This is a genomic window from Enterobacter soli ATCC BAA-2102, assembly GCF_001654845.1.
Taxonomy (GTDB): Bacteria; Pseudomonadota; Gammaproteobacteria; order Enterobacterales; family Enterobacteriaceae; genus Enterobacter; species Enterobacter soli.
On sequence record NZ_LXES01000011.1, the window covers coordinates 72,639 to 96,742 of the forward strand.

The 24,104-nt window shown below is 52.3% G+C and carries 19 protein-coding genes and 3 pseudogenes; 14 read left to right on the top strand and 8 right to left on the bottom strand.

The window, feature by feature from the left end; all coding sequences use genetic code 11:
• Nucleotides 1-9: 9 nt before the first annotated feature.
• Entirely contained in the window at nt 10-2,403 is a 2,394-nt protein-coding gene (gene malP, locus M987_RS04075; RefSeq protein WP_014072127.1) for a maltodextrin phosphorylase, read from the bottom strand.
• A gap of 583 nt (nt 2,404-2,986) precedes the next feature.
• On the opposite strand from malP, the gene malT reads away from it, so the two are divergent.
• The 13 genes and pseudogenes from malT to M987_RS04125 all read left to right on the top strand — a co-directional run bounded on the left by malT (nt 2,987) and on the right by M987_RS04125 (nt 14,708).
• Nucleotides 2,987-5,692 (top strand): HTH-type transcriptional regulator MalT, encoded by a 2,706-nt coding sequence (malT, locus tag M987_RS04080; RefSeq protein WP_014072128.1) that lies wholly within the window; start codon nt 2,987-2,989, stop codon nt 5,690-5,692.
• Between the two features lie 200 nt (nt 5,693-5,892).
• A complete protein-coding gene (locus M987_RS04085; RefSeq protein ID WP_014072129.1) occupies nt 5,893-6,654 on the top strand; it encodes a DUF4123 domain-containing protein in 762 nt (253 codons plus the stop codon).
• Nucleotides 6,655-6,656: 2 nt separating this feature from the next.
• Nucleotides 6,657-7,808, top strand: a complete 1,152-nt coding sequence (locus M987_RS04090) for a hypothetical protein (protein ID WP_041162145.1) — start codon at nt 6,657-6,659, stop codon at nt 7,806-7,808.
• 18 nt (nt 7,809-7,826) lie between these two features.
• A pseudogene (locus M987_RS25250) lies at nt 7,827-8,288 on the top strand (DUF6531 domain-containing protein); the annotation flags it as partial.
• A gap of 21 nt (nt 8,289-8,309) precedes the next feature.
• The gene (locus tag M987_RS04095; protein ID WP_162271214.1) at nt 8,310-11,636 is read left to right on the top strand and encodes an RHS repeat-associated core domain-containing protein; all 3,327 of its coding nucleotides are present in this window, start codon (nt 8,310-8,312) and stop codon (nt 11,634-11,636) included.
• 8 nt (nt 11,637-11,644) lie between these two features.
• A complete protein-coding gene (locus M987_RS04100) occupies nt 11,645-12,118 on the top strand; it encodes a hypothetical protein (protein ID WP_014072130.1) in 474 nt (157 codons plus the stop codon).
• Between the two features lies 1 nt (nt 12,119).
• Nucleotides 12,120-12,272 (top strand): annotated as a pseudogene (locus M987_RS24435) (RHS repeat-associated core domain-containing protein); the annotation flags it as partial.
• A 99-nt stretch (nt 12,273-12,371) separates the two neighbouring features.
• Nucleotides 12,372-12,737, top strand: a complete 366-nt coding sequence (locus M987_RS24605; protein WP_128738914.1) for a hypothetical protein — start codon at nt 12,372-12,374, stop codon at nt 12,735-12,737.
• Nucleotides 12,738-12,739: 2 nt separating this feature from the next.
• On the top strand, nt 12,740-12,964 hold the full coding sequence (locus M987_RS04110) for a hypothetical protein (RefSeq protein ID WP_014072131.1): 225 nt from the start codon (nt 12,740-12,742) through the stop codon (nt 12,962-12,964).
• Nucleotides 12,965-13,097: 133 nt separating this feature from the next.
• Nucleotides 13,098-13,202: pseudogene (locus tag M987_RS25005) on the top strand (RHS repeat-associated core domain-containing protein); the annotation flags it as partial.
• A gap of 75 nt (nt 13,203-13,277) precedes the next feature.
• Nucleotides 13,278-13,688 (top strand): hypothetical protein, encoded by a 411-nt coding sequence (locus M987_RS04115; protein ID WP_245551558.1) that lies wholly within the window; start codon nt 13,278-13,280, stop codon nt 13,686-13,688.
• Between the two features lie 6 nt (nt 13,689-13,694).
• Complete coding sequence (locus M987_RS04120; protein WP_014072132.1) at nt 13,695-14,117, top strand: hypothetical protein; 423 nt, start codon at nt 13,695-13,697, stop codon at nt 14,115-14,117.
• Nucleotides 14,118-14,270: 153 nt separating this feature from the next.
• The gene (locus M987_RS04125) at nt 14,271-14,708 is read left to right on the top strand and encodes a hypothetical protein (protein WP_014072133.1); all 438 of its coding nucleotides are present in this window, start codon (nt 14,271-14,273) and stop codon (nt 14,706-14,708) included.
• A gap of 40 nt (nt 14,709-14,748) precedes the next feature.
• Here the strand turns inward: M987_RS04125 and M987_RS25165 are convergent, their stop codons facing one another.
• From M987_RS25165 to glpE, 4 genes are all read right to left on the bottom strand, one after another.
• The gene (locus tag M987_RS25165) at nt 14,749-14,877 is read right to left on the bottom strand and encodes a hypothetical protein (RefSeq protein ID WP_254916144.1); all 129 of its coding nucleotides are present in this window, start codon (nt 14,875-14,877) and stop codon (nt 14,749-14,751) included.
• A 200-nt stretch (nt 14,878-15,077) separates the two neighbouring features.
• Nucleotides 15,078-15,836 (bottom strand): DeoR/GlpR family transcriptional regulator, encoded by a 759-nt coding sequence (locus M987_RS04130; protein ID WP_008503060.1) that lies wholly within the window; start codon nt 15,834-15,836, stop codon nt 15,078-15,080.
• A 16-nt stretch (nt 15,837-15,852) separates the two neighbouring features.
• On the bottom strand, nt 15,853-16,683 hold the full coding sequence (gene glpG / locus M987_RS04135; protein WP_014072134.1) for a rhomboid family intramembrane serine protease GlpG: 831 nt from the start codon (nt 16,681-16,683) through the stop codon (nt 15,853-15,855).
• A 52-nt stretch (nt 16,684-16,735) separates the two neighbouring features.
• Nucleotides 16,736-17,068 carry a thiosulfate sulfurtransferase GlpE gene (glpE, locus tag M987_RS04140; protein WP_014072135.1) on the bottom strand — a complete coding sequence of 111 codons (333 nt, stop codon included), beginning with the start codon at nt 17,066-17,068 and terminating at the stop codon, nt 16,736-16,738.
• A 239-nt stretch (nt 17,069-17,307) separates the two neighbouring features.
• Between glpE and glpD the strand changes: the two genes are divergently transcribed.
• On the top strand, nt 17,308-18,816 hold the full coding sequence (gene glpD / locus M987_RS04150) for a glycerol-3-phosphate dehydrogenase (protein ID WP_014072136.1): 1,509 nt from the start codon (nt 17,308-17,310) through the stop codon (nt 18,814-18,816).
• 91 nt (nt 18,817-18,907) lie between these two features.
• Here the strand turns inward: glpD and glgP are convergent, their stop codons facing one another.
• Genes glgP through glgC form a run of 3 tightly spaced genes read right to left on the bottom strand, consistent with a single transcriptional unit; the run spans nt 18,908 to nt 24,102 of the window.
• A complete protein-coding gene (gene glgP / locus M987_RS04155; RefSeq protein WP_014072137.1) occupies nt 18,908-21,355 on the bottom strand; it encodes a glycogen phosphorylase in 2,448 nt (815 codons plus the stop codon).
• An 18-nt stretch (nt 21,356-21,373) separates the two neighbouring features.
• Nucleotides 21,374-22,807, bottom strand: a complete 1,434-nt coding sequence (gene glgA, locus M987_RS04160) for a glycogen synthase GlgA (protein WP_014072138.1) — start codon at nt 22,805-22,807, stop codon at nt 21,374-21,376.
• The gene (gene glgC / locus M987_RS04165; RefSeq protein ID WP_014072139.1) at nt 22,807-24,102 is read right to left on the bottom strand and encodes a glucose-1-phosphate adenylyltransferase; all 1,296 of its coding nucleotides are present in this window, start codon (nt 24,100-24,102) and stop codon (nt 22,807-22,809) included. The genes glgA and glgC overlap by 1 nt, the downstream gene beginning before the upstream one ends.
• Nucleotides 24,103-24,104: the final 2 nt, after the last annotated feature.

The following is a 24,104-nucleotide window of genomic DNA, read 5'->3' on the forward strand; positions in this document are numbered from 1 at the left end:
TGCGCTTCCTTAACGTTTTGCCTGCCAGATACGAGCCTGATAATCGCGGATTGAGCGGTCAGAGCTGAACATCCCACAACGTGCGGTGTTCAGAATGCACGCGCGGGTCCAGGCTTCCTGATCGCGATACAGCACGTCGACCTGTTTTTGCGCTTCCACATATGCTGTGAAATCGGCCATCACCAGATACGGGTCACCACCGTGTTTGTCCATGCTGTGCAGCATCTGGTCAAACGCATGTTTGTCGCCATCGCTGTATTTACCGCTCTCCAGCTCTTTCAGTACCGCATCGAGCACTTTGTCTTTCTTACGCCATTTCACCGGATCGTAGCCTTTGGCCTTAATGGCTTTCACCTGCTCAACGGTGTTGCCGAAGATAAAGATGTTCTCTTCACCCACTTTTTCGGCAATTTCGACGTTTGCCCCGTCCAGCGTACCGACAGTCAGCGCACCATTGAGCGCCAGCTTCATGTTGCCAGTACCGGAAGCTTCTTTACCTGCCGTGGAGATCTGCTCAGAGATATCCGCCGCCGGGATCAGCATTTCCGCCGCAGAGACACAGTAATCCGGCAGGAACACCACTTTCAGCTTGTCGCCCACTTTCGGATCGTTGTTGATGGCTTCAGCAACCTTGTTGATTGCCAGAATAATGTTTTTCGCCAGATAGTAGCCCGGCGCCGCTTTCGCACCGAACAGGAACACGCGTGGAACCCGATCGGCTTTCGGGTTTTCACGGATCTCTTTGTACAGTGCCAGAATGTGCAGCAGGTTCAGGTGCTGACGTTTGTATTCGTGAAGGCGTTTAATCTGGATGTCGAAAATAGCATTCGGGTTGATCTCAATCCCGGTGCGCATTTTCACAAACGCCGCCAGGCGAACTTTGTTCTCCTGTTTGATGGCGCGGTACTGCTCGCGGAATTTCGCGTCGTCGGCGTATTTTTCCAGATTGATGAGCTGGTCCAGATCGTTGGCCCACTCTTTCTTCAGGGTTTTATCCAACAGCCCTGCCAGCAGCGGGTTGCACTGCTTGATCCAGCGACGCGGCGTGATGCCGTTGGTCACGTTGTGGAATTTGGTTGGCCACAGCTGGTGATATTCCGGGAACAGATCTTTCACCACCAGGTCGGAGTGCAGCGCAGCAACGCCATTAACCGCAAAGCCGCTCACCACGCACATGTTCGCCATGCGGACCTGTTTGTCGTGAACCACTGCCAGCTTCGCCCAAACCTCTTTGTCACCCGGCCAGGTCTTTTTCACCAGCACTTTAAAGTTGTCGTTAATCTTGTTGATTAGCTGCATATGACGCGGCAGCAGTGCTTTCACCAGCTTCTCATCCCAGCACTCCAGTGCTTCTGGCATCAGGGTGTGGTTGGTGTAAGCGAAGGTACGGCTGGTGATCGCCCAGGCGTCATCCCAGCTCAGCTGATGCTCGTCGATCAGCACGCGCAGCAGTTCCGGGATAGCGATCGTCGGGTGCGTGTCGTTCAGCTGGATCACTTCGAAGTCTGGCAGTTGCGCCAGCTTGCGACCCGCCAGATGGTGACGGCGCAGAATATCGGCCACGGAGCAGGCACACTGGAAGTACTGCTGCATCAGACGCAGTTTTTTACCCGCCAGATGGTTGTCGTTCGGGTAGAGCACTTTTGTCAGTTTTTCGGCGTCGATCCCCTGCTGCTCGGCACGCAGGAAATCGCCATCGTTGAATTTGGTGAGGTTAAATGGATGCGCGTGCTTCGCCTGCCACAAACGCAGTGGCTGCGCCACACCGTTACGGTAGCCAAGCACCGGCAGATCCCAGGCTTCACCCGTAATGGTGAACGCTGGCTCCCAGAGGCCTTGTTTCGACACCTTGCCGCCAATGCCGACCTGTACATCCAGCTGCGCATTGTGGCGGAACCACGGGTAAGTATTGCGATGCCAGTCGTCTGGCGCTTCCATCTGATGACCATCCGCAAAAGACTGGCGGAACAGACCGTATTGATAGTTCAGGCCATAACCAATCGCCGACTGACCCACGGTTGCCATGGAATCCAGGAAACAGGCAGCCAGACGACCAAGACCACCGTTACCCAGCGCCGGGTCAATCTCTTCTTCCAGCAGGTCGGTGAGGTTGATGTCGTGCTCTTTCAGAACATCACCCACGTCCTGATACCAGCCAAGGTTCAGCAAGTTGTTGCCGGTCAGACGACCAATCAGGAATTCCATTGAAATGTAGTTCACGTGACGCTGGCCTTTAACGGGCTTCGCCACCGGCTGAGCATCCAGTTGCTCTGCGAGCGCACCGCTCACTGCCTGCCACCACTGGTGAGGCGTCATGTCGTTTGCAGCATGAAGGCCAAAACGCTGCCACTGACGCGTCAGGGCAGCCTGGAATTGAGCTTTGTTGAAGGTAGGCTGTGACATAGGGAATCGGCATCCTGTAGAGAGAAAAAACATGTTGGCGCTAGTGTGCCAGGCTCATTTCACCTCTTCCTCATCCTGTAGGGGATTAGACAGGGAGGAGTAGTGGGGATGAGCATAAAAGTGTGATCAAGGCCACTTAGTGAGCATAGCCGGAGTGTGCCTGGATGGAGAAAAGATAACCTGGAAGGGTGTCAAAAAAATGAAATGCAGTTTCGTAAGAAATTAATCCACGCAGAAATGATTACTTACGTAGAATAATATTTCTGCATTCAGAGGTTCTCTAAGAACACTATTAAGCTTGTTCAACTTTACCGAAACTTTATTAACTCTGACGTCACTATACCTTTCTGAAACCAGTTTCAGTTTATTCGCACTAAATGCATAAAATCCAGCAGCCACGCGGCATGTAAGCCTTTTTGAGAAAGTTCCCTCATTACTGGAATGTTTTGTGACAGAGTGCAAATTCAGAGGCACAAAACCCAGACATAACTTGCAATAGTTCCCTTTCTGGCCGACCTTATATCTATTAATTACGAAGCGCAAAAAAAATAAAATTCCTCGTTCCCACAGTGAAGTGAAAACTATGTTGATTCCGTCTAAATTAAGTCGCCCGGTTCGTCTCGACCATACGGTGGTCCGCGAACGTCTGTTGGCTAAACTTTCCGGCGCGCATAATTTCCGACTGGCGCTGGTTACGAGCCCGGCAGGCTATGGAAAAACAACGCTCATTTCGCAATGGGCCGCAGGAAAAAACGATCTTGGCTGGTACTCCCTTGATGAGGGCGATAATCAGCAGGAGCGTTTTGCCAGCTATTTGATTGCCGCTATTCAGCAGGCGACCAACGGGCACTGCGTCACCAGCGAAGTGATGGTGCAAAAGCGCCAGTACGCCAGCCTGTCCTCCCTTTTCTCACAGCTATTTATCGAACTGGCCGAATGGCATCGCCCACTTTATGTGGTGATTGATGATTACCATCTGATTACCAATCCGGTTATTCACGAGTCGATGCGCTTCTTCCTGCGCCATCAGCCGGAAAACCTGACCCTGGTGGTACTGTCGCGCAACCTGCCGCAGCTGGGCATTGCCAACCTGCGCGTGCGTGACCAATTACTGGAAGTTGGCAGCCAACAGCTCGCCTTTACCCACCAGGAAGCCAAACAATTCTTCGACTGCCGTCTGACATCCCCGATTGAGGCGTCTGAAAGCAGCCGCCTGTGTGATGACGTGGCTGGCTGGGCAACCGCGCTACAGCTGATCGCCTTATCAGCACGCCAGAACAATAGCCCGACACATCAGTCTGCGCGCCGTCTGGCAGGTATCAACGCCAGCCATCTGTCGGATTATCTGGTGGATGAGGTGCTGGATAGCGTCGATCCCGCTACCCGTAATTTCCTGCTGAAAAGCTCCCTGCTCCGCTCCATGAACGACGCGTTGATTGTGCGCGTCACCGGCAGCGAGAACGGCCAGCTTCAGCTTGAAGAGATTGAACGCCAGGGCCTGTTCCTGACCCGCATGGACGACCCCGGCGAGTGGTTCAGCTATCACCCGCTGTTTGGCAGCTTCCTGCGTCAGCGTTGCCAGTGGGAGCTTGCCGTCGAACTGCCGGAAATCCACCGCGCCGCCGCTGAAAGCTGGATGGCACAAGGTTTCCCAAGCGAAGCCATCCATCACGCGCTTGCCGCTGGTGATGCCAGTATGCTGCGCGATATTCTGCTCAATCATGCGTGGGGGCTGTTTAACCACAGCGAACTGACGCTGCTGGAAGAGTCCCTGAAGGCGCTGCCGTGGGAAAGCCTGCTGGAAAATCCGCGCCTGGTGTTACTGCAAGCCTGGCTGATGCAGAGCCAGCACCGCTACAGCGAAGTGAACACCCTGCTGGCACGCGCCGAGCAGGAGATGGAAAGCGACATGGATACCACCCTGCACGGCGAGTTCAACGCGCTGCGTGCACAGGTGGCGATCAACGATGGCGATCCTGACGAAGCTGAACGCCTGGCAATGGTGGCACTCGACGAGCTGCCGCTGGCAAACTTCTACAGCCGTATCGTGGCCACATCGGTACACGGTGAAGTGCTGCACTGCAAAGGCGATCTCACCCGTTCGCTATCACTGATGCAGCAAACCGAACAGATGGCGCGTCGCCACGATGTCTGGCATTACGCGTTGTGGAGCCTGATTCAGCAAAGCGAAATACTGTTTGCTCAGGGTTTCCTGCAAGCTGCCTGGGAAAATCAGGAAAAAGCCTTCCAGCTCATTCGCGATCAGCATCTGGAACAGCTGCCGATGCATGAGTTCCTGTTGCGTATTCGCGCCCAGCTTCTGTGGGCGTGGTCGCGTCTGGATGAGGCAGAAAGCTCTGCCCGTCAGGGCGTGGATGTTCTCTCCAGCTTCCAGCCGCAACAGCAGTTGCAGTGTCTGGCGCTGCTGGTGCAGTGCTCGCTGGCGCGCGGGGATCTGGACAACGCCCGCAATCATTTAAACCGCCTGGAAAACCTGCTCGGTAACGGTCAGTACCACAGCGACTGGGTATCAAACGCCGATAAGGTACGGGTGATTTACTGGCAGATGACCGGCGACAAAAAATCCGCCGCCAACTGGCTTCGTCAGACACCAAAACCGGAATTCGCCAATAACCACTTCCTGCAAAGCCAGTGGCGCAATATTGCCCGTGTGCAGATCCTGCTCGGCGAGTTTGAACCTGCCGAAATAGTCCTGGAAGAGTTGAACGAGAACGCGCGCAGCCTGCGCCTGATGAGCGATCTGAACCGCAACCTGCTGTTGCTTAACCAGCTTTACTGGCAGGCGGGGCGTAAAAACGATGCGCAGCGTGTGCTGCTGGAAGCGTTACAGCTTGCCAACCGTACCGGCTTTATCAGCCACTTTGTGATTGAAGGTGAAGTGATGGCGCAGCAGCTGCGCCAGCTCATTCAGCTGAATACGCTGCCGGAGCTGGATCAGCATCGCGCCCAGCGCATTCTGCGTGAAATTAACCAGCACCATCGCCACAAGTTTGCGCACTTTGATGAGAACTTTGTTGAACGTCTGCTGAATCATCCGGAAGTGCCGGAGCTTATTCGCACCAGCCCGCTCACCCAGCGTGAATGGCAGGTGCTTGGGCTGATTTATTCAGGCTACAGCAATGAGCAGATTGCCGGTGAACTGGCCGTGGCGGCCACCACCATCAAAACGCATATCCGAAATCTGTATCAGAAGCTGGGTGTCGCGCATCGTCAGGATGCGGTGCAACATGCGCAGCAGCTGTTGAAGATGATGGGATACGGGGTCTAACTTTCTTCTCAAATAAAAAAGTGCGGTAGCCTCGCACTTTTTATTTTAATTAAAAAAACCATTTCCGATAACTATAAGCCCATCACAACGATCAATATTTAATATATTAAAATTCCGAAAACATTTCCTCGCCGTTGACTTTACCCCTCCACAGAAACACTATTCCCTCATAAATACCCAGTGCGGTAGCCATATTTATTATGAATATAAATAAGCATTCCATTAATACTGAGATTACTTCATCGACTTCAGTAAATAAATGGGTTCAGTCCCTCTCTTCTGGTTCTCTTTTTGCCATTCTGGCCAATACAAATGGCGCTCATGGCGTAAAAGCCTGGTATGAATATGATGGTTCAGTGACGCCTTTTGGTCTCTACAGCAATACTCGTTATGCCGAATGGCGTGCTGTTATGCCTGTGCTGGTTCCCGTGGCACGGTACAGCCGCTTCCTCCTTTGGGTCGAAAAAGAGTCTGCAAATCATCGTGGCTGGGGCTGGCTGGGCAGCTCATCGTTATCGACGGAGAAGATCGCTACCCAGCTCCGAAACCTTATGCAGGTTAATATGCCTGAAGGCAATACCGTTTTCTTTCGCTACTGGGATGCCGGTTTTTTTTCTCATCATGTCAATTATTATGGTGATGAATGGGGAAAAATATTGCCCGCATTTTCTGATTACTGGTTGAATGGTAAGACACATCATCTCATAACGTCTCCTGAGAGCGTGCCGCAACACCGTTTCCCATTATCAATCCCTCCAGACTTAATCGATGCAATGAATAAATTAAACAATATGCCATTAGTTTTAAATGCACTGAAAATGATAAGTGAGGTTTATCCTGAACGCATTTTAAACTGGCCAGAAAAACAACTTACCAGGCGATTAAGCCAGTTGCTGACGCCAGAACTGTGCAGCAAGAATGACTGGCTGAGTATTGTGATGTCAGAACTGGAAAGGGCATAAAAATGGCATACGGTTACACTTACCCTAGTTATTCCCCCTCGGGAAAGCTGATTTACATTACCGTTCCCTATTCACCCGAGTATATTTTATCTGAAGCCAATGAGAAATATCAAAGTGCGATTACTGATATCAAAAACTCGATAGCTAACTACCGCTCAGATAATAAAAATCAATTCTGGGGCAGCCTGCTGGATATGGAGCAGCAGGTAAAATCAGGTGATATGGTATTAGCCACTGAAAATACACAAAAGAAAAAAATTAGTTCCTGGATGGAATGCAGTAAAAATACGGCAAAAACTGTTACGTTGACACACGCCTTTGAAGCCGCGAAATTTATCCCAATACCTGGCATGCAGTTTCAGATTTTAAAGTTTTCAGCAGAACAAAAAAAGAATGCAAATCCGGTGCGCTATCGGGGAGCGCTTTTTCAGGATATCAACGCGCTTGGTTTTCAGGAATGGCGAAACATAAATATTAACGGAGGAACACCTGTAGGGGCTCCGCAGAATTTTGACGCACGGGGTGAAGCAATCCTGAACATTCCTGCCTGTGAAGCAGGTTATGAATTTGCGCTGGTGATCAACTCAGACATCAGCGATGAGATGATTAATCAGCTCGTGGAGTCTTATCGCAGCGTGGCCGATACATGTGCAGGCTGGTTACAAAAAACGTGGGACAATGAGTTAAATCCCGCCTGGGAGGAATGGGCCAAAAACCCTAATCTGGATCTGGTTCAGGTCGTGTCTCATATTGTCACAGGGATGCTCAGCCAGATAATGGCATTGTACGATACGGTAAAAATGATCTGGGACTGGATAACAAACTGTAATCTGGATGCGCTCAGTAAATATATTTCAGCAGAAGGTTTACAGGAACTTCAGAAGCAAATCGACAACGGCACAAAACAAATATCAGATACGCTTATGTTGCTAAGCGATGAAATCCTGATCTACATCGTCGGCAAGACCTTACTGCATTTTATAAGCCTTCTTACCCCACAGCTCATTGTTAATACGATCGGGGAAGCATTTGGACAGATACTTATTATGGTGATCCTTAATTTAATTCTACCCGCAGGAATAATGACATATCTGGTTGACGGCCTGGACAACCTGAGCGGGTTTGCCACGCCCTCTGATATACCCAAAATATAATCCTCAAGGACAACAAAAATGGCAAAAGGATTTCCATTTAAAATAAACACCCTGCTCGATGATATACGCACAGCGCTCAAATCATCCCATCATCTGGAAACGACTGCCAGCATTCCGAACGCGGGTCATCTCAATACGAAAAGAAGTTACAGCGCTGAACTCAGCAGGGATCCGGCACGCCCCGAAAACATCTCCTTCAACGCAGACTATCAGAACCCCCACCAGACGGCGCTCGGCATCGAAATAAAGCCTCACAACCAGTCCGCCAGGGGGCCGGATGGTAAAAACACACCTCCTCATGAAGATACCCCCACCGATGGTGACCCGGTTTCGCTCCTGAACGGCGAAGAACTGCTCGCCATTGAAGACGGCACCCTCCCGGGCCTCCCCGCCTTTCCCTGGCGACGTTTTTACCGCTCCACAGCCGCCGGCATTAACGGTCCACTCGGGCACGGTTGGACCCACAGCCTCGCGCATACGCTCACGTTTCATGGCGATACCGTGGAATGGCGCGATGATGAGCACCGCACCACCGTCTTCCCCCTGCCGGATGAGAGCGCCCCCCACATTCTCAATCTTACCGGGCGTGCCTCGCTCAGCCTTGCCCGGGTAAACGGACTGCCCCTCCGGGACGGCTATGCCCTGAGCAGAGGTAACGGCCTGGAGTATATTTTTATTCTCGACGGCAACACGGCCAGGCTGAGCGTGATTCAGGACCGGTACGGCAACCGGCTGCACGTGGGCTATGACCCTTCCGGGCGGCTGGCCTCGCTCAGCAACAGCGCGGGCTGGCGGCTGGCCTTCGTGTATGCCTCCGCAACCGCTCCGCTGATATCGGAAGTCAGACATCAGTTCAATCTCAATAACGGCGAGGGCTGGCAGACGGAACATCTCCTCGCCCGCTACGGCTACAGCGACAGCGGCCAGTTAATTTCCGTGCGCAATGTTTCTGACGAGACGGAGCATTACCGCTACCGCCAGGATAACGTGATTACTTCGCGCCAGCTTGCCGGCGGCGCGGAATTTCACTGGGAGTGGGAGGATGAAGGCAACCAGGTCCGCTGTACCCGGCAGTACGGCAACTTTGCGCAGCTGGATACGCGCTACGCCTACGACAGCGCCGCCCGCCGTGTCACCCTGACCCGCGTCGATGGCTCGCAGCAGACCCATGAGCACAATGAAGCCGGCCTGCAGACCCTCGAGGCCAGTGCTTCAGGGGCGCAAAAACGGTGGCGGTATAATGAGGCCGGCCTGTGTACTGCCTTTATCAACGGTGAAGGCGACACCACACGCTATTTTTACAGCGACACGGGAGAACTGGCCCTGGTCACGCTGCCGGACGGTCAGAGCGTGCGTTACACCTGGCTGAACGGTGCGGTCGTCAGAAAACAGCAGGGGCACGGACGTGACGCCCGGGTCTGGCAGTATCGGCGCAATGCCGGCGGCGACATCACGGAAGCCATCACCCCCGAGGGACTGCGTACCCGCTGGCAGTACTCCCCGCAGGGATGCATCACGCAGGTTACTCTTCCCGATGGCGACGTTCGCCGCTTTCGCTTCGACGCGCTGGGCCGCTGCGAGTCCGAAACGCGCCGCAGCGGAACGCGTCAGTATACCTACCACGGAAGCTGCGTTCATCCCGCCACCGTTCAGGACGAGTACGGCAGCCTCACCCGTTATGAATATGACGCCGCCGGTCGGCTGCTCAGCCTGACGCACCCCGACGGCACGGCCGCACACTGGCGTTACAACGCCTGGGGAAAAGTCACCCGTCATCAGGATGAAGCGGGCCGGGTCACCCACTATGACTACGACGCCCCGCTGCATCTGTTAACCCGCAAGCGCCTGCCGGACGGCACCTCCCTGCAGTACCGCTACGATAATGTGCACCTTCAGGTCAGCGAAATCATTAACCAGAAGGGGGAGTCCCACCGCCTGCGCTACCAGGCAGACGGGCTGCCGTGTGAGGAAATCCGCTTCGACGGGGTGAAAACGCAGTGGTCATACGACCGGGCCGGGCGGCTGAAGGAGAAGCGGGAATACGGCAACGACCACAGCGCCCCGCCGTGGGTGACCGCGTATGACTATGCCCCCGGCGGACACCTGGTCTGCACCACCCTTCCGGACGGGGAGACACTGCGCCGCCGCTATGACGCCTGCGGGCGAATGACTGAAGCCGGGGACGATACGTCGTCCCTGACCTGGCAGTATGACCGCTTCGGGCGTCTGACGGCGGAGTACCAGGAGCAGGTCACCACCCGCTACCGTTACGATGAACTGGGCCGCCTGAGCGGCGTGATGCAGCCCGACGGACAGTGGCAGCAGTTCAGCTATGACGCCGGACGCCTGACACAGCTGCATCTCGGCGACACCCTCCTCGCCCGCTGGCAGTACGACGGCAAAACGCGACTCAGCGCCTGGCAGCAGGGCAACGGCCTGCTGCACCAGTACCGGTACGACAGCCGGGGGCGGCGCACCCTGCACCGGCAGACCCTTAATGACGCCGTTCGCCACACGCAGGCGTTTCAGTATTCCCCTGACGGCAGGCTGACGGATATCTCCGGCGATGACCCGCGACGCTATCACTACGATGACGCGGGCCGTCTGCTGCAGGCTGAGCTGCCGCACCGGCGTCCGGAGGACCAGCCGGAAGACGGTTTTACCTGGGACACCACGGGTAACCGCGTCTGGCATCCCCACCAGGCGCAGCAGGATGTGACCGGCAACCGCCTGCTGAAATACGGCGGCACCCGCATGACCTTTGACCGCTTCGGCCGCCTGGCGGAGCAGCACGGCTTCCGGGGCATTACCCGCCATCACTATGACTGCCGTCACCGTCTGGTACGCAGCGAGCTGCCCGACGGGCAGCAGGTCACGTATACTTATGATGTCCTGAACCGGCGCACATCAAAGACCGCGCACGGGGAAACGCGGTACTTTTTCTGGCACGGCACCCGCCTCTCCGGTGAAATGCTCTCCGGCAGACGGGACTATCGCGGCTATATTTACCATCCCGGCAGCTGGATCCCGCTGGCGCAGACGCACCACCATGCCCTGGTGCAGACTCCGCAGGTGTGGTGGTACGGCACGGACACCACCGGTGCGCCCGTTGAGCTGACGGATGCAGCAGGGGAAACGGTCTGGCGGGCACAGCGGCTCGCCTGGGGCAACCTCACGGACGAGGCCTGGCTGGCTGAGGGGGCAGATAACTGCCTGCGCCTGCCGGGCCAGTATGAAGATCGCGAAACCGGGCTCTTTTACAATCTGCACCGTTACTACGACCCGCGCCACGGGCGGTATATCACGCCGGACCCGGTGGGGCTTGAAGGTGGGTTGAATCTCTACTCTTACGTTGATGGAAATCCGGTAAGTTGGATAGATCCACTTGGATTAAAAGGGGGCCCAAGTTTTGAGACAAATCCAACAGGAGATCGAACTCCTGAACCAGAGATCAAAAGGCCAAAAGATGATATTTATATACCAAGAGATAGTGATGGTAATCCAATTTCTTTAGATAAACAAAAAATCGAGGGACAAGATATTCCATTACCTCATCCCGATGCCGAAGGACGGGCGCATACTACTTTAGGAGGGAAAGTGAGTACAAAAACTGGAGACGTATATCGCCAGAGTGCTGAATTTCCGGCAGATACGTGGCCATTAGCTGATGGTAAACCTGTACCATTAAGTGAAGTGCATTGGGGTAATCATGGCACGCCTCATCATCACCCTTATAATCCACACCAACATCCCTTTATATTCAATGGTAAAATTTGGTTGAGAGCAAAAAGCAACCAAACATTACCCTTTGACACTACACCAAGGTGATATAGTTTATGGATATCTTTGTTGACATATTTCTACCTAAAAGAAATGATAAACTTCTTGAATTAGAAGAACAGTACCATACGTGGGGAGATGAAAAATTCCCTTGTGTTCCTCGTGAATTTAAGTGGAAAGATACTCTTTCTTTTGTCATGGAAGATATACACTCTCCTTATGAGAAAGTAATTCCAAATCACATATCACTTGATAATTATTATATCTATTCATTAAATGATGATATCATATATGAATGGGAGAGAAATTTAAACAAGGGTTATAAAGATAATAATATATTCAAAACATTCATATTGGAATATTTATCAGAAATAGAAACATGGGGGATGGCAATTTCATTTGATGAAGATATTATAGACGGCATTGATGAATTTCTCTTGATGAAAAATGAAAATGAATTAGTTAATAAGATAGAGAGTTCTATTAACTGGAATAATGGTCGAGGATTTATAGGATATAAGATGGCATGAGGAGGCTGGGCTCTTTTACAATCTGAACAGGTACTATCAGCCGGAGCTGGGGCGGTATATTACGCAGGACCCGGTGGGGTTGGCGGGCGAGCTGAACGGGTATGCGTATGCGGACGGGGATCCGGTTGGGTGGGCTGATCCGCTGGGGTTATCGCCATTAGATAAAAACGGTTTTGACAATATATAACGTCCTGATTTTTATGTAGGACCTGACGGGCCGGGAGCGACCCTCCCTTCGACTGGATATAGATATATGCGATATCTGGATGATGAAGGAAGTGTAAACAATCGTGTAGATGCAACTTTCAGCGACATGTCTGCGGCATCAACATATATAGGCTTTGATAAATATGATTCAGGGAGAGCTGCACGGGATGCTTATCAAGTCTCCCCTGAATGGAGTGACGCAAGATTAGTTGGAGTATTTGATATATTACAACTCTATGAAAAAGGAACTCCCAGAGTTCGAATACCTTTTTGGGGAGGAGACAATCCGGCGTCTGGGAAATTAGAACCTTTTGCAATGGCATATCCTGAATTTAGGTCGGGAATGGCAGTGCAACTTCATGCAGATCGACGCGAAATAAAATTTCACTCACTTTATATCATACCGGAGTAGATATGAATCTTGAAAATAGAGAGCAAGCAGAGATTGTCATTTTAGAATTGCTTAAGAAATATCTTTCAGAATCAAGTGATATTGAAAGAATCATGAAATCAGTTCAGGAAAATAATTATTGTATACCTATGAGGTATGTTCATTATGAGATCTGTCATTTATCTAAAAAAAATCTAGCCGAAGATGACAGAAAATTAATCAGTGAACTTATGAATATCTACGGATAACTTCATAGCTCCGGTTTGTACAACTAAAAAACAATTCTGCGCTCGGATGGATTGTCAGAATACTGAGTCACCAAGAATACTGGAGTAACTTCGCGAACGAGATCTGGTTGAGGGGGCAGATAACTGCCTGCGCCTGCCTGGTCAGTACGAAGACCGCGAAACCGGGCTCTTTTACAATCTGCACCGTTACTACGACCCGCGCCACGGACGGTATATCACGCCGGACCCGGTGGGGCTGGCTGGTGGACTGAACGGGTATGCGTATGCGGACGGGGATCCGGTTGGGTGGGTTGATCCGCTGAGGCTGAAGGGGATGCCGGGTTCGGGAGCACATTCAGACGATGATAGAACCCAGAATCCAATAATTCCCCATCCAGAATTTGATGATTATATTCAGCAAGATAAGCTGGATTTACAAATTGAAAAACTACGTAATGGAGAAGAAATTTGGGTCAATAGTGTAGCAGATTCCAGAAATATTTTGGATAACATGCTGGAGCTAAAACCTAGTGGTGGTGGTGATTTTATACCTAGTACTTTTGATCCTCCCGGTACCTATCGTGGTGATTTAATTAACCAGAAAAATCCAAGTGATGACACATATGTTCATACCACTGGTGAAGTTCGACATATGTATAATGCGCACTTTAACATTACCTTACGTAATAACAATGCCCCATTACGTGGACAACGAGATAAAGCTACAATTTTAATAAAGGAATAATTACATATGAATGACATACAAAAAATAAATGGGAAATACATATATAAGGAACCTGTATCCATTGAATTTGACGAAATAATTTTATCTATTATTATACATGTATCATTTGATGGGGGGGCAGTAGAACTTGAATTCGACCCATTAGGAATGGTTAATCAGGGAGAAGGTTGGCGTTGGGTATCCGAAAAAATGTCAGGCGATCAAATCCGCAAATTCATTATTGATTTTGTTGGCGTTGATATTTTAGAGATCACAGTTTTCCCTAGTTATGAAAAATATTGGTGTGATATAACCCCCAGTGAGAAAGCAACTCAACAATCCATTTTATTTGACAGCAAATTAAAAGGAGGCGAGATATTATTCCCTCCTTTGCCGAAAAATATCAAATGGAAAACCTGGCCAGGTAAATATACAGATTATACAATATAATTACTAGAGCATCCTATAGTACCGCTACGATACAATTGAAATCCATTCTAGTGGCCCAACTAAACATAGATACAATGCACACTATAATTTAACATTGCGTGATAGCATTAGTATAAGATTGAAACCTGTCATTCTTATAACAGGTAAATAATTATGTCAAAAGCTATTGAAAAATATGCAGGGAAATGTATCTATCGTGAGATATTGAATGAGGAATTTAATCAAATAGTTGTTTCATTTAGCTTTCATAATTCACAGCAAAATTTAGAGGCTTATTTTATTAACATTGAATTTGAGCCGTTAGGAATGGTTGGACAAGGTGAAGGATGGATTTGGTGGTCAACAGACATTCATGAGATCGATTTATTAGTTTTCATAAAAAATTTTATTGGATGTAGTCTGGATGAAATACAGTGTATTCCTGATTATGAAAAATATTATTATGCCTATGATGAATTCGATGACAAAGATGGTAAGCAGTCATCACTATTTGAAAACAAATATTTAGGAGGCTTTTTATTTTTGCCTCAACTTCCCAATGGTACTGTATGGCGTATCGCACCTGAAGCATATAAAGAAACTATCTTATAACATGCGCAATTTTTAAATATAAGATTAGGATGATGCTATCTCAAGTGTCCATTTCATCTCCTGAACCATTAATACCTGTCGGGCCTGGCAGTACGACCGCATTGACCGGCTGATAACCGAGTACCAGAAGCAGATCGCTGCCCGCTACTGTTATGATGACACTGGTCATCTGCTACAGGCTGAGCTGCCGCACCAGCGTCCGGAGGACCAGCCGGAAGACGGTTTTACCTGGGACACCACGGGTAACCGCGTCTGGCATCCCCACCAGGCGCAGCAAGCCTCCTAAAGCCAGAAACAATCAGTCCATTTTGACGAAAACACATACTCATTCTGGAAAAGCACACGTTTTTCAGAAATAAGTGCAAACAATCAGCACAATTCCAGCTGCAAATTATTATCCTTAATCACCTGCATCACACCCGCCGGCGGCATAACGTCGGTGTACACCGCATCCACCATGCTGATGCTGCCCATGTTCACCATCGCGTTACGGCCAAATTTAGAATGGTCCACCACCAGCATCACATGGCGGGAGTTTTCAATGATCGCGCGCTTGGTGCGCACTTCGTGGTAATCAAATTCCAGCAGCGAGCCGTCGCTGTCGATACCGCTGATCCCAAGAATGCCGAAATCGAGACGGAACTGAGAGATAAAATCGAGCGTCGCTTCACCAATGATCCCACCGTCGCGGCTGCGCAGCTCACCGCCTGCCAGGATGATGCGGAAATCGTCTTTCTGCATCAGCGTGTTGGCCACGTTCAGGTTGTTGGTCACTACGCGCAGGTTTTCGTGATCCAGCAGCGCGTGCGCGACCGCTTCAGGCGTGGTGCCAATATCAATAAACAGCGTAGCCCCATTCGGGATCTGGCTCGCGACTTTACGGGCAATTCGCTCTTTCTCTGCCGTTTGCGTCGCTTTACGGTCGTGCCACGAGGTGTTCACCGAGCTGGACGGTAACGCCGCCCCACCGTGGTGGCGCAGAATACGGTTTTGATCGGCAAGGTCGTTCAGGTCGCGGCGAATGGTCTGGGGGCTGACGGCAAACTGCTCTACCAGCTCCTCAGTGCTAACGTATCCCTGTTTTTTAACCAGTTCGATAATGGCGTCATGACGTTGTGTTTGTTTCATGAAATATCCCTGGAAATTATGTTCGTTTACGCGCATGGAGCGTGTCGGCAAAAGCCATCGCCAGCCCAACGGCCAGCCCGGTAACGTGAGCGCCGTTAGCGATAGACATGCCAAACAGATCAAACCATCCGGCAATAAGCCATATTAACGCAAAGGTTATTAAACCGCGTTGCAGATAGATGCCGCTTTGTGGGTCACGCTCACCCCGGAGCCAGACGTACCCCATCAGCGCATAAACCACGCCCGATAAACCGCCAAACCACGGGCCGCTAAATTTGTGCTGCACATACCCGCTTAACAAGGCGCTAATCAGGGTGATGACAATCAGTTTTCCGCTGCCAAGCCGCTTCTCCACTGCGCCGCCGAGATACCACCACCACAGCAGGTTAAAGAGGATATGCATCACGGAGAAGTGCATCAGCGCATGGGTGAAGTAGCGCCAGACGTCAAACTCCAGAGAGGGATCGTACGGCCATGCGAGGGCTATCATCACACTCTGGTCGCCCACCACATTCATGATGATGAACACCAGAATACAGGCGGCCATCAGCAGCAGGGTAAATGGCCCTGCGCGCTCGCGCACGGTAGCCAGAAAAGGAAAGCGACGATAGTGCAACCCGCTGCCGGTCTGGCCGGATTGCCAGCTGGCGGCCAGGTAACGCGGATCGCCAGGGTTCTCAAGAAAGCGCACCAGTTCGGCATTTACGCGTTCAGCCTGGCTTTCGTCTGCCAGCCAGACATCCGTTTGCGTATGTTGCTGAATGGTCAGGATAACGCCCTGCGTCGCCATGTAATCGACAAACGCCTGGGCAACGCGCGGGTTGGTAAAAGAGGTAATCATCAGCATTGCAACAGTCGCTTATTTCCACACAAAAGGGGACAGTATAGAGCGAATGGTTTTAGCCGCCAAACGCGTGCTCAACTTCTGCCGGGAAATGGCGATGCCAGGCATCGAAACCACCATCAACGCTATACACCGCATCGTAACCCTGCTGGAGCAGATACTGCGCGGCACCTTTACTGCTGTTACCGTGGTAGCACATCACCATCACTGGCGTTTCAAAGTCGTTATCGCGCATAAACGCACCCAGCGTGTCATTGGTCAGATGGAACGCGCCTGGCGTGTGGCCCATTGCAAAACTCTGTGGATCACGGATATCCACCAGCACCGCCGTTCCCTGGTGCATCTTCTGATGGGCTTCTTCTACGTTAATACATTCAAAGTGATCCATGGTGTTCTCTTTACAGTGTTCAGATTAGGTGCGGTCTGCTGCCCTCACCTCGGCCCTCTCCCACGGGAGAGGGAGAATGCGATTTTACCCCGTAGTGTACGTCCTGGCGGCGGGTAAACGCCATTATGTTATCCATATCACTCTAAATTGTTTTTTTGATGTTACCAAAAGCGCGTTCGTTTGCTATTATGAGCGATATCGAACATTTCTGAGCTTTAACGAAAGTGTGTGAGGGTGACATGGAAACCAAAGATCTGATTGTGATAGGCGGTGGCATCAACGGTGCCGGTATTGCGGTCGATGCCGCAGGACGCGGTTTATCCGTACTGATGCTGGAAGCTAACGATCTCGCGTGTGCAACATCGTCCGCCAGCTCCAAACTGATCCACGGTGGCCTGCGCTACCTGGAACACTACGAATTCCGCCTGGTCAGTGAAGCGCTGGCCGAACGCGAAGTGTTGCTGAAAATGGCTCCGCACCTGGCCATCCCGATGCGTTTCCGTCTCCCTCATCGTCCGCATCTTCGCCCGGCATGGATGATTCGAATTGGTCTGTTTATGTATGATCACCTGGGGAAACGCACCAGCCTGCCAGGTTCGAGCGGTTTGCGTTTTGGCTCAGAATCGGTCCTTAAGCCAGAAATCGTGCGCGGATTCGAATATTCTGACTGTTGGGTGGATGATGCGCGTCTTGTGCTGGCGAACGCACAGATGGTGGTGAAAAAAGGTGGTGAGGTGAAAACCCGCACCCGTGCCACGTCCGCCCGCCGTGAAAACGGCCTGTGGATTGTCGAAGCCGAAGACGTGGATACCGGCGAGAAATTCAGCTGGAAAGCCCGCGGCCTGGTCAACGCTACCGGCCCATGGGTGAAACAGTTCTTCGACGAAGGAATGCATTTACGTTCACCGTACGGCATCCGCCTGATCAAAGGCAGCCATATCGTCGTGCCTCGCGTTCATGCCCAGAAACAGGCTTACATCCTGCAAAACGAAGATAAACGCATTGTGTTTGTGATCCCGTGGATGGACGAGTTCTCCATCATCGGCACCACCGACGTAGAGTACAAAGGCGATCCGAAAAATGTCGAAATCGACGAAAGCGAGATCAACTACCTGCTGAAGGTCTATAACGCGCACTTTAAGAAACAGCTGGCACGCAACGATATCGTCTGGACATACTCCGGCGTGCGTCCGCTGTGCGATGACGAGTCAGACTCTCCGCAGGCCATCACCCGCGACTATACGCTCGATATCCATGATGTAGACGGTCAGGCTCCGCTGCTGTCGGTGTTCGGCGGCAAGCTCACCACCTACCGCAAGCTGGCCGAGCACGCGCTGGAAAAACTGGTGCCGTACTACAAAGGCATTGGCCCGGCGTGGACGAAAGGCGCGGTATTGCCTGGCGGTGATATTGACGGCAATCGCGATGACTTTGCGGCGAAACTGCGTCGTCGTTACCCGTTCATCACCGAATCGATGGCGCGTCACTTTGCCCGTACTTACGGCAGCAACACCGAGTGGATCCTGGGCGAGGCGAAAGAGCTTGCAGATCTGGGCGAACATTTCGGGCACGAGCTGTACGAAGCCGAGCTGCGCTATCTGGTTGAGCACGAATGGGTTCGCCGTCTGGACGATGCAATCTGGCGTCGCACCAAAGAAGGGATGTGGCTGAATGCAGAGCAGCAGTCTCGCGTGGCGCAGTGGCTGCTGCAACATGCGGGAAAGCGTGAGCTGTCGTTAGCGTCGTAACAGGTGTGGCCTGATGCCCTCACCCCAGCCCTCTCCCACAGGGAGAGGGTGCAAAAAATAAAAACGGCAACCGAAGTTGCCGTTTTGCTTTTTACAATCTCACCGGATCAATATGCCAAATCGAATCGGCATACTCTTTGATGGTCCTGTCTGACGAGAAGTATCCCATATTGGCGATGTTATACATCGCGGCACTGGTCCACTTCTCTTGCTGACGGTACAGCTCATCCACCCTGTCCTGGCAATCCACATAGCTGCGGTAATCCGCCAGCACCTGATAGTGATCGCCAAAGTTAATCAGCGAATCCACCAGGTCACGGTAGCGGCTCGGCTCTTCCGGGTTAAACAAACCGGTCGCGATTTGCGTCAGAACCTGGCGTAACTCTTCGTCCTGCTCGTAATATTCACGCGGTTTGTAACCCTTCTTACGCAGCTCCTCCACCTCTTCCGTCGTATTACCGAAGATGAAGATGTTACCCGCGCCCACGTGTTCGAGCATTTCGACGTTTGCACCGTCCAGCGTACCGATGGTCAACGCGCCATTCAGGGCAAACTTCATGTTACTGGTCCCGGAGGCTTCCGTCCCTGCCGTGGAAATCTGTTCGGAGAGATCCGCCGCCGGAATAATCAGCTGGGCCAGGCTCACGCTGTAGTTCGGGATGAACACCACCTTCAGCTTATCGCCAATATCCGGGTCGTGGTTCACCACCTTCGCCACATCGTTGATGAGGTGAATAATGTGTTTCGCCATGTAGTAAGCGGAAGCCGCCTTACCGGCAAAGATCTTCACGCGCGGAACCCACTCGGCTGTCGGATCGGCCTTGATGCGGTTGTAGTGCGTAATCACATGCAGCACGTTCATCAGCTGACGCTTGTACTCGTGGATACGTTTGATCTGCACGTCGAACAGCGCTTTCGGGTTGGCGACCACATTCAGGTGTAGCGCAAGCCACACCGACAAGCGTTTTTTATTCAACAGCTTAGCTTCACGTACGGCTTTGTTCACCGTCGGGAAATCAATGTGCTGTTCAAGCTCGCTCAACTGCCCCAGATCGGTACGCCATGTGCGGCCGATGTTCGTGTCCAGCACCTCAGACAACGGCTGGTTCGCCAGCGCCAGCCAGCGGCGCGGCGTGACGCCGTTGGTCACGTTGCAGAAACGTGTCGGGAAGATTTTCGCAAAGTCAGCAAACAGCGACTGCACCATCAGGTTCGAGTGCAGCTCAGACACACCGTTCACCTTATGGCTTATCACCACCGCCAGCCAGGCCATACGTACGCGACGACCGTTTGACTCATCGATTATCGATGCGCGGCTCAGCAGGCCAGTATCATTCGGGTACTGCTCCTGAAGAGTTTTCAGGAAGTAGTCGTTGATCTCAAAGATAATCTGCAAGTGACGCGGCAGGATCTTACCCAGCATGTCCACCGGCCAGGTTTCCAGCGCTTCGCTCATCAGCGTGTGGTTGGTATAAGAGAACACCTGACAGGTGACTTCAAACGCGTCATCCCAGCTGAACTTATGTTCGTCAATCAGCAGACGCATCAGCTCAGGGATCGACAACACCGGGTGGGTGTCGTTCAGGTGGATGGCGGTTTTTTCGGCCAGGTTGTTGTACGTTTTGTGCAGCTGATAGTGACGGCTCAGGATGTCCTGAACCGTCGAGGAGACCAGGAAATACTCCTGACGCAGACGCAGCTCGCGCCCGGAGTAGGTTGAGTCATCCGGGTAAAGGACACGGGACACGTTCTCGGAGTGGTTTTTATCCTCCACCGCCGCAAAGTAGTCGCCCTGGTTAAATTTACCGAGGTTGATTTCGCTACTGGCCTGCGCGCTCCACAGGCGCAGCGTGTTGGTGGCGTCGGTGTCGTAGCCCGGGATAATCTGGTCATAGGCCACGGCCAGGATCTCTTCGGTTTCAACCCAGCGGGATTTTTTACCTTCCTGCTGAATGCGTCCGCCAAAGCGCACTTTATAGCGGGTGTTGTGACGCTTGAACTCCCACGGGTTGCCGTATTCCAGCCAGTAATCCGGGGATTCTTTCTGCCGTCCGTCAACGATGTTCTGTTTGAACATGCCGTAGTCATAGCGAATGCCGTAGCCTCGCCCCGGCAGCGCCAGCGTTGCCAGCGAGTCCAGGAAGCACGCCGCCAGGCGCCCCAGGCCACCGTTACCAAGCCCTGGGTCGTTTTCTTCGTCAATCAGCTCTTCTAAATCCAGCCCCATCTCTTCCAGTGCATTTTTGACGTCGTCATAAATACCGAGCGACAACAGTGCGTTGGAAAGGGTGCGGCCAATCAAAAACTCCATCGACAGGTAGTAAACCTGACGCGTTTCTTGTGAGAGCTGGGCGCGGTTGGAGCGCAGCCAGCGTTCTACCAGACGGTCACGCACCGCAAACAGCGTGGCGTTCAGCCACTCGTGCTTGTTGGCAATGACCGGATCTTTCCCAATGGTGAACATCAGCTTATAGGCGATGGAGTGCTTTAACGCCTCGACGCTGAGTGTCGGTGAAGAGTAGCTAAAAGGTGCATTCATATCTGTGACTCCGCCTCGTTACATCAAGCGTTGATAGAGATCGCGGTATGACTGCGCCGCAACGTGCCAACTAAAATCCATGGCCATCGCCTGGCGTTGAACGTAACGCCATAAAGAAGGACGGGACCACAAAACGAAAGCACGCCGAATCGCCCTTAAAAGCGACCAGGCATTACTGTCTTCAAAAACAAACCCGCTGGCAATTCCGTCCGCCAGGTTTTCCAGAGAACTATCGGACACCGTATCGGCCAGCCCGCCCGTGCGTCGCACCAGCGGTAAGGTGCCATACTTCAGGCCGTAGAGCTGAGTCAGGCCGCAAGGTTCGAAACGGCTCGGCACCAGAATGACGTCCGCGCCGCCCATAATGCGGTGCGAAAACGCCTCGTGATAACCGATTTGCACGCCTACCTGGCCCGGGTGTTCCGCCGCCGCGGCGAGGAAACCTTCCTGCAATACCGGATCGCCTGCACCCAGCAGCGCCAGTTGCCCGCCTTGCTCCAGTAATCCCGGTAACGCTTCCAGCACCAGATCCAACCCTTTCTGACTGGTCAGGCGGCTGACCACGGCGAACAACGGCACTTTGTCATTCACCTTCAGCCCCATTGCGATTTGCAGCTGACGTTTGTTTTCCGCTTTGTCTTCTACGGAATCACGATCATAGCGAGACGCCAGCAGGAGGTCGGTTTCCGGGCTCCAGATTTTCTCGTCAACGCCGTTCAAAATCCCCGACAAGCGTCCTTCCCGATGACGCTGGCGCAACAGCCCTTCCAGACCATAGCCAAACTCTGCCTCGGTGATTTCGCGGGCATAGGTTGGGCTAACCGCCGTAATATGATCGGCGTAGTACAGCCCCGCTTTCAGGAAGGAAATTTGTCCGCCAAATTCCAGCCCGTGCATGTTATAGAACGACCATGGCAGCCCGATGTCATTCATATGATGGGCGTAATACATGCCCTGATACGCCAGGTTGTGCACCGTAAAGACCGATTTGGCCGGGTGGCCCATCGCGGCGAGGTACGCGGGAGCAAGCCCCGCGTGCCAGTCGTGCGCGTGAACCACATCCGGGCGCCAGAAAGGATCTAACCCGATAGCCATCTCCGCCCCCACCCAGCCGAGCAGCGCAAAGCGCTGCACGTTGTCCGGGTAAGCAAACAGATTGGTGTCGTGGTACGGACTCCCTGGTCTGTCGTATAAATGCGGTGCGTCAATCAGGTAAATTCCCACACCATTGTAATGTCCAAACAGTAGCGTGATGCGCCCGGCGAAGGTTTCACGGCGAGTCACGACCTGAGCATCAGGAATACCTCGCCGGATGTCAGGAAAAGCGGGTAACAGGACCCGGGCATCCACACCACCGGCAATTTGCGCCGCAGGTAATGCACCAATAACATCCGCCAGACCGCCCGTCTTTAATAACGGGAACATCTCTGAACATACATGTAAGACCTGCATTAGCGCTCCTGTTTGACGTGCAATTTCCGCAGCATTTCCCGTGTTACCAACACGATCCCTTCTTCTGAACGGTAGAAGCGACGCGCATCTTCTTCCGCATTCTCGCCAATCACCATGCCTTCAGGGATGACGCAAGCGCGGTCGATAACGCAACGGCGCAAACGGCATGAGCGCCCTACCCAGACATCTGGCAGTAATACTGCCGAGTCGATATTACAGAAAGAGTTCACGCGCACACGCGGGAACAACACGGACTGCACCACCACAGAGCCGGAGATAATGCACCCGCCGGAAACCAGCGAGTTCAGCGTCATGCCGTGGCTGCCGGAGCGATCCTGAACGAATTTCGCCGGCGGCAGGGATTCCATATGGGTACGAATTGGCCAGTTCTGGTCGTACATATCCAGCTCAGGTGTCACCGATGCCAGATCCAGGTTCGCTTTCCAGTATGCTTCCAGCGTTCCTACATCGCGCCAGTACGGCTCCGAATTCGGGTCAGACTGGACGCAGGACAGTGGGAATGGATGTGCATAAGCCATGCCAGCTTTGGTGATTTTCGGGATGATGTCTTTACCAAAGTCATGGCTTGAGTTTTCGTCTTTATCGTCCTCTTCGAGCAACTCATAAAGATAATCTGCATCAAAGACATAGATCCCCATACTGGCGAGCGATTTGGTTGGGTCGTTCGGCATGGTCGGCGGATTCGCCGGTTTTTCGACAAAGTCGATAATCTTGTCATCTTCATCCACATCCATGACGCCAAACGCCGTCGCCTCAGCAACGGGCACAGGCAGACACGCCACGGTGCAACGTGCCCCTTTTTCGACGTGGTCGATAAGCATGTGGGAGTAGTCTTGTTTGTAGATATGGTCTCCAGCGAGGATCACGATGTATTCCGCACTGTAGCGACGAATAATGTCGAGGTTTTGCGTTACCGCATCCGCCGTGCCGCGATACCAGTTTTCACCGTGAACGCGCTGCTGAGCAGGAAGCAAATCGACAAACTCGTTCATCTCTTCACTGAAGAATGACCAGCCACGCTGAATATGCTGAACCAGAGTGTGCGACTGGTACTGAGTAATGACGCCAATTCGGCGAATGCCGGAGTTAAGGCAGTTGGACAATGCGAAGTCGATGATACGGAACTTACCACCAAAGTGAACGGCCGGTTTGGCGCGTTTGATGGTCAAATCTTTAAGACGGGTACCGCGGCCACCAGCCAGTATCAGGGCAACTGTTTTTAATGGTAGCTGGCGTGCCAACATTAAGGGATCGTTCTTCTCTAATCTAACCATGA

What these genes read in the sequence shown, in the direction of transcription:
- glpD (WP_014072136.1), top strand. Translation starts at nt 17,308, where the DNA reads ATGGAAACCAAAGATCTGATTGTGATAGGCGGTGGCATCAACGGTGCC.
- M987_RS04085 (WP_014072129.1), top strand. Translation starts at nt 5,893, where the DNA reads ATGAATATAAATAAGCATTCCATTAATACTGAGATTACTTCATCGACT.
- M987_RS04090 (WP_041162145.1), top strand. Translation starts at nt 6,657, where the DNA reads ATGGCATACGGTTACACTTACCCTAGTTATTCCCCCTCGGGAAAGCTG.
- M987_RS04100 (WP_014072130.1), top strand. Translation starts at nt 11,645, where the DNA reads ATGGATATCTTTGTTGACATATTTCTACCTAAAAGAAATGATAAACTT.
- glpE (WP_014072135.1), bottom strand. Translation starts at nt 17,068, where the DNA reads ATGGATCACTTTGAATGTATTAACGTAGAAGAAGCCCATCAGAAGATG.
- M987_RS25165 (WP_254916144.1), bottom strand. Translation starts at nt 14,877, where the DNA reads ATGACCAGTGTCATCATAACAGTAGCGGGCAGCGATCTGCTTCTGGTA.
- M987_RS24605 (WP_128738914.1), top strand. Translation starts at nt 12,372, where the DNA reads ATGCGATATCTGGATGATGAAGGAAGTGTAAACAATCGTGTAGATGCA.
- glgA (WP_014072138.1), bottom strand. Translation starts at nt 22,807, where the DNA reads ATGCAGGTCTTACATGTATGTTCAGAGATGTTCCCGTTATTAAAGACG.
- malT (WP_014072128.1), top strand. Translation starts at nt 2,987, where the DNA reads ATGTTGATTCCGTCTAAATTAAGTCGCCCGGTTCGTCTCGACCATACG.
- M987_RS04120 (WP_014072132.1), top strand. Translation starts at nt 13,695, where the DNA reads ATGAATGACATACAAAAAATAAATGGGAAATACATATATAAGGAACCT.
- glgC (WP_014072139.1), bottom strand. Translation starts at nt 24,102, where the DNA reads ATGGTTAGATTAGAGAAGAACGATCCCTTAATGTTGGCACGCCAGCTA.
- M987_RS04125 (WP_014072133.1), top strand. Translation starts at nt 14,271, where the DNA reads ATGTCAAAAGCTATTGAAAAATATGCAGGGAAATGTATCTATCGTGAG.
- malP (WP_014072127.1), bottom strand. Translation starts at nt 2,403, where the DNA reads ATGTCACAGCCTACCTTCAACAAAGCTCAATTCCAGGCTGCCCTGACG.
- glgP (WP_014072137.1), bottom strand. Translation starts at nt 21,355, where the DNA reads ATGAATGCACCTTTTAGCTACTCTTCACCGACACTCAGCGTCGAGGCG.
- glpG (WP_014072134.1), bottom strand. Translation starts at nt 16,683, where the DNA reads ATGCTGATGATTACCTCTTTTACCAACCCGCGCGTTGCCCAGGCGTTT.
- M987_RS04115 (WP_245551558.1), top strand. Translation starts at nt 13,278, where the DNA reads ATGCCGGGTTCGGGAGCACATTCAGACGATGATAGAACCCAGAATCCA.
- M987_RS04110 (WP_014072131.1), top strand. Translation starts at nt 12,740, where the DNA reads ATGAATCTTGAAAATAGAGAGCAAGCAGAGATTGTCATTTTAGAATTG.
- M987_RS04130 (WP_008503060.1), bottom strand. Translation starts at nt 15,836, where the DNA reads ATGAAACAAACACAACGTCATGACGCCATTATCGAACTGGTTAAAAAA.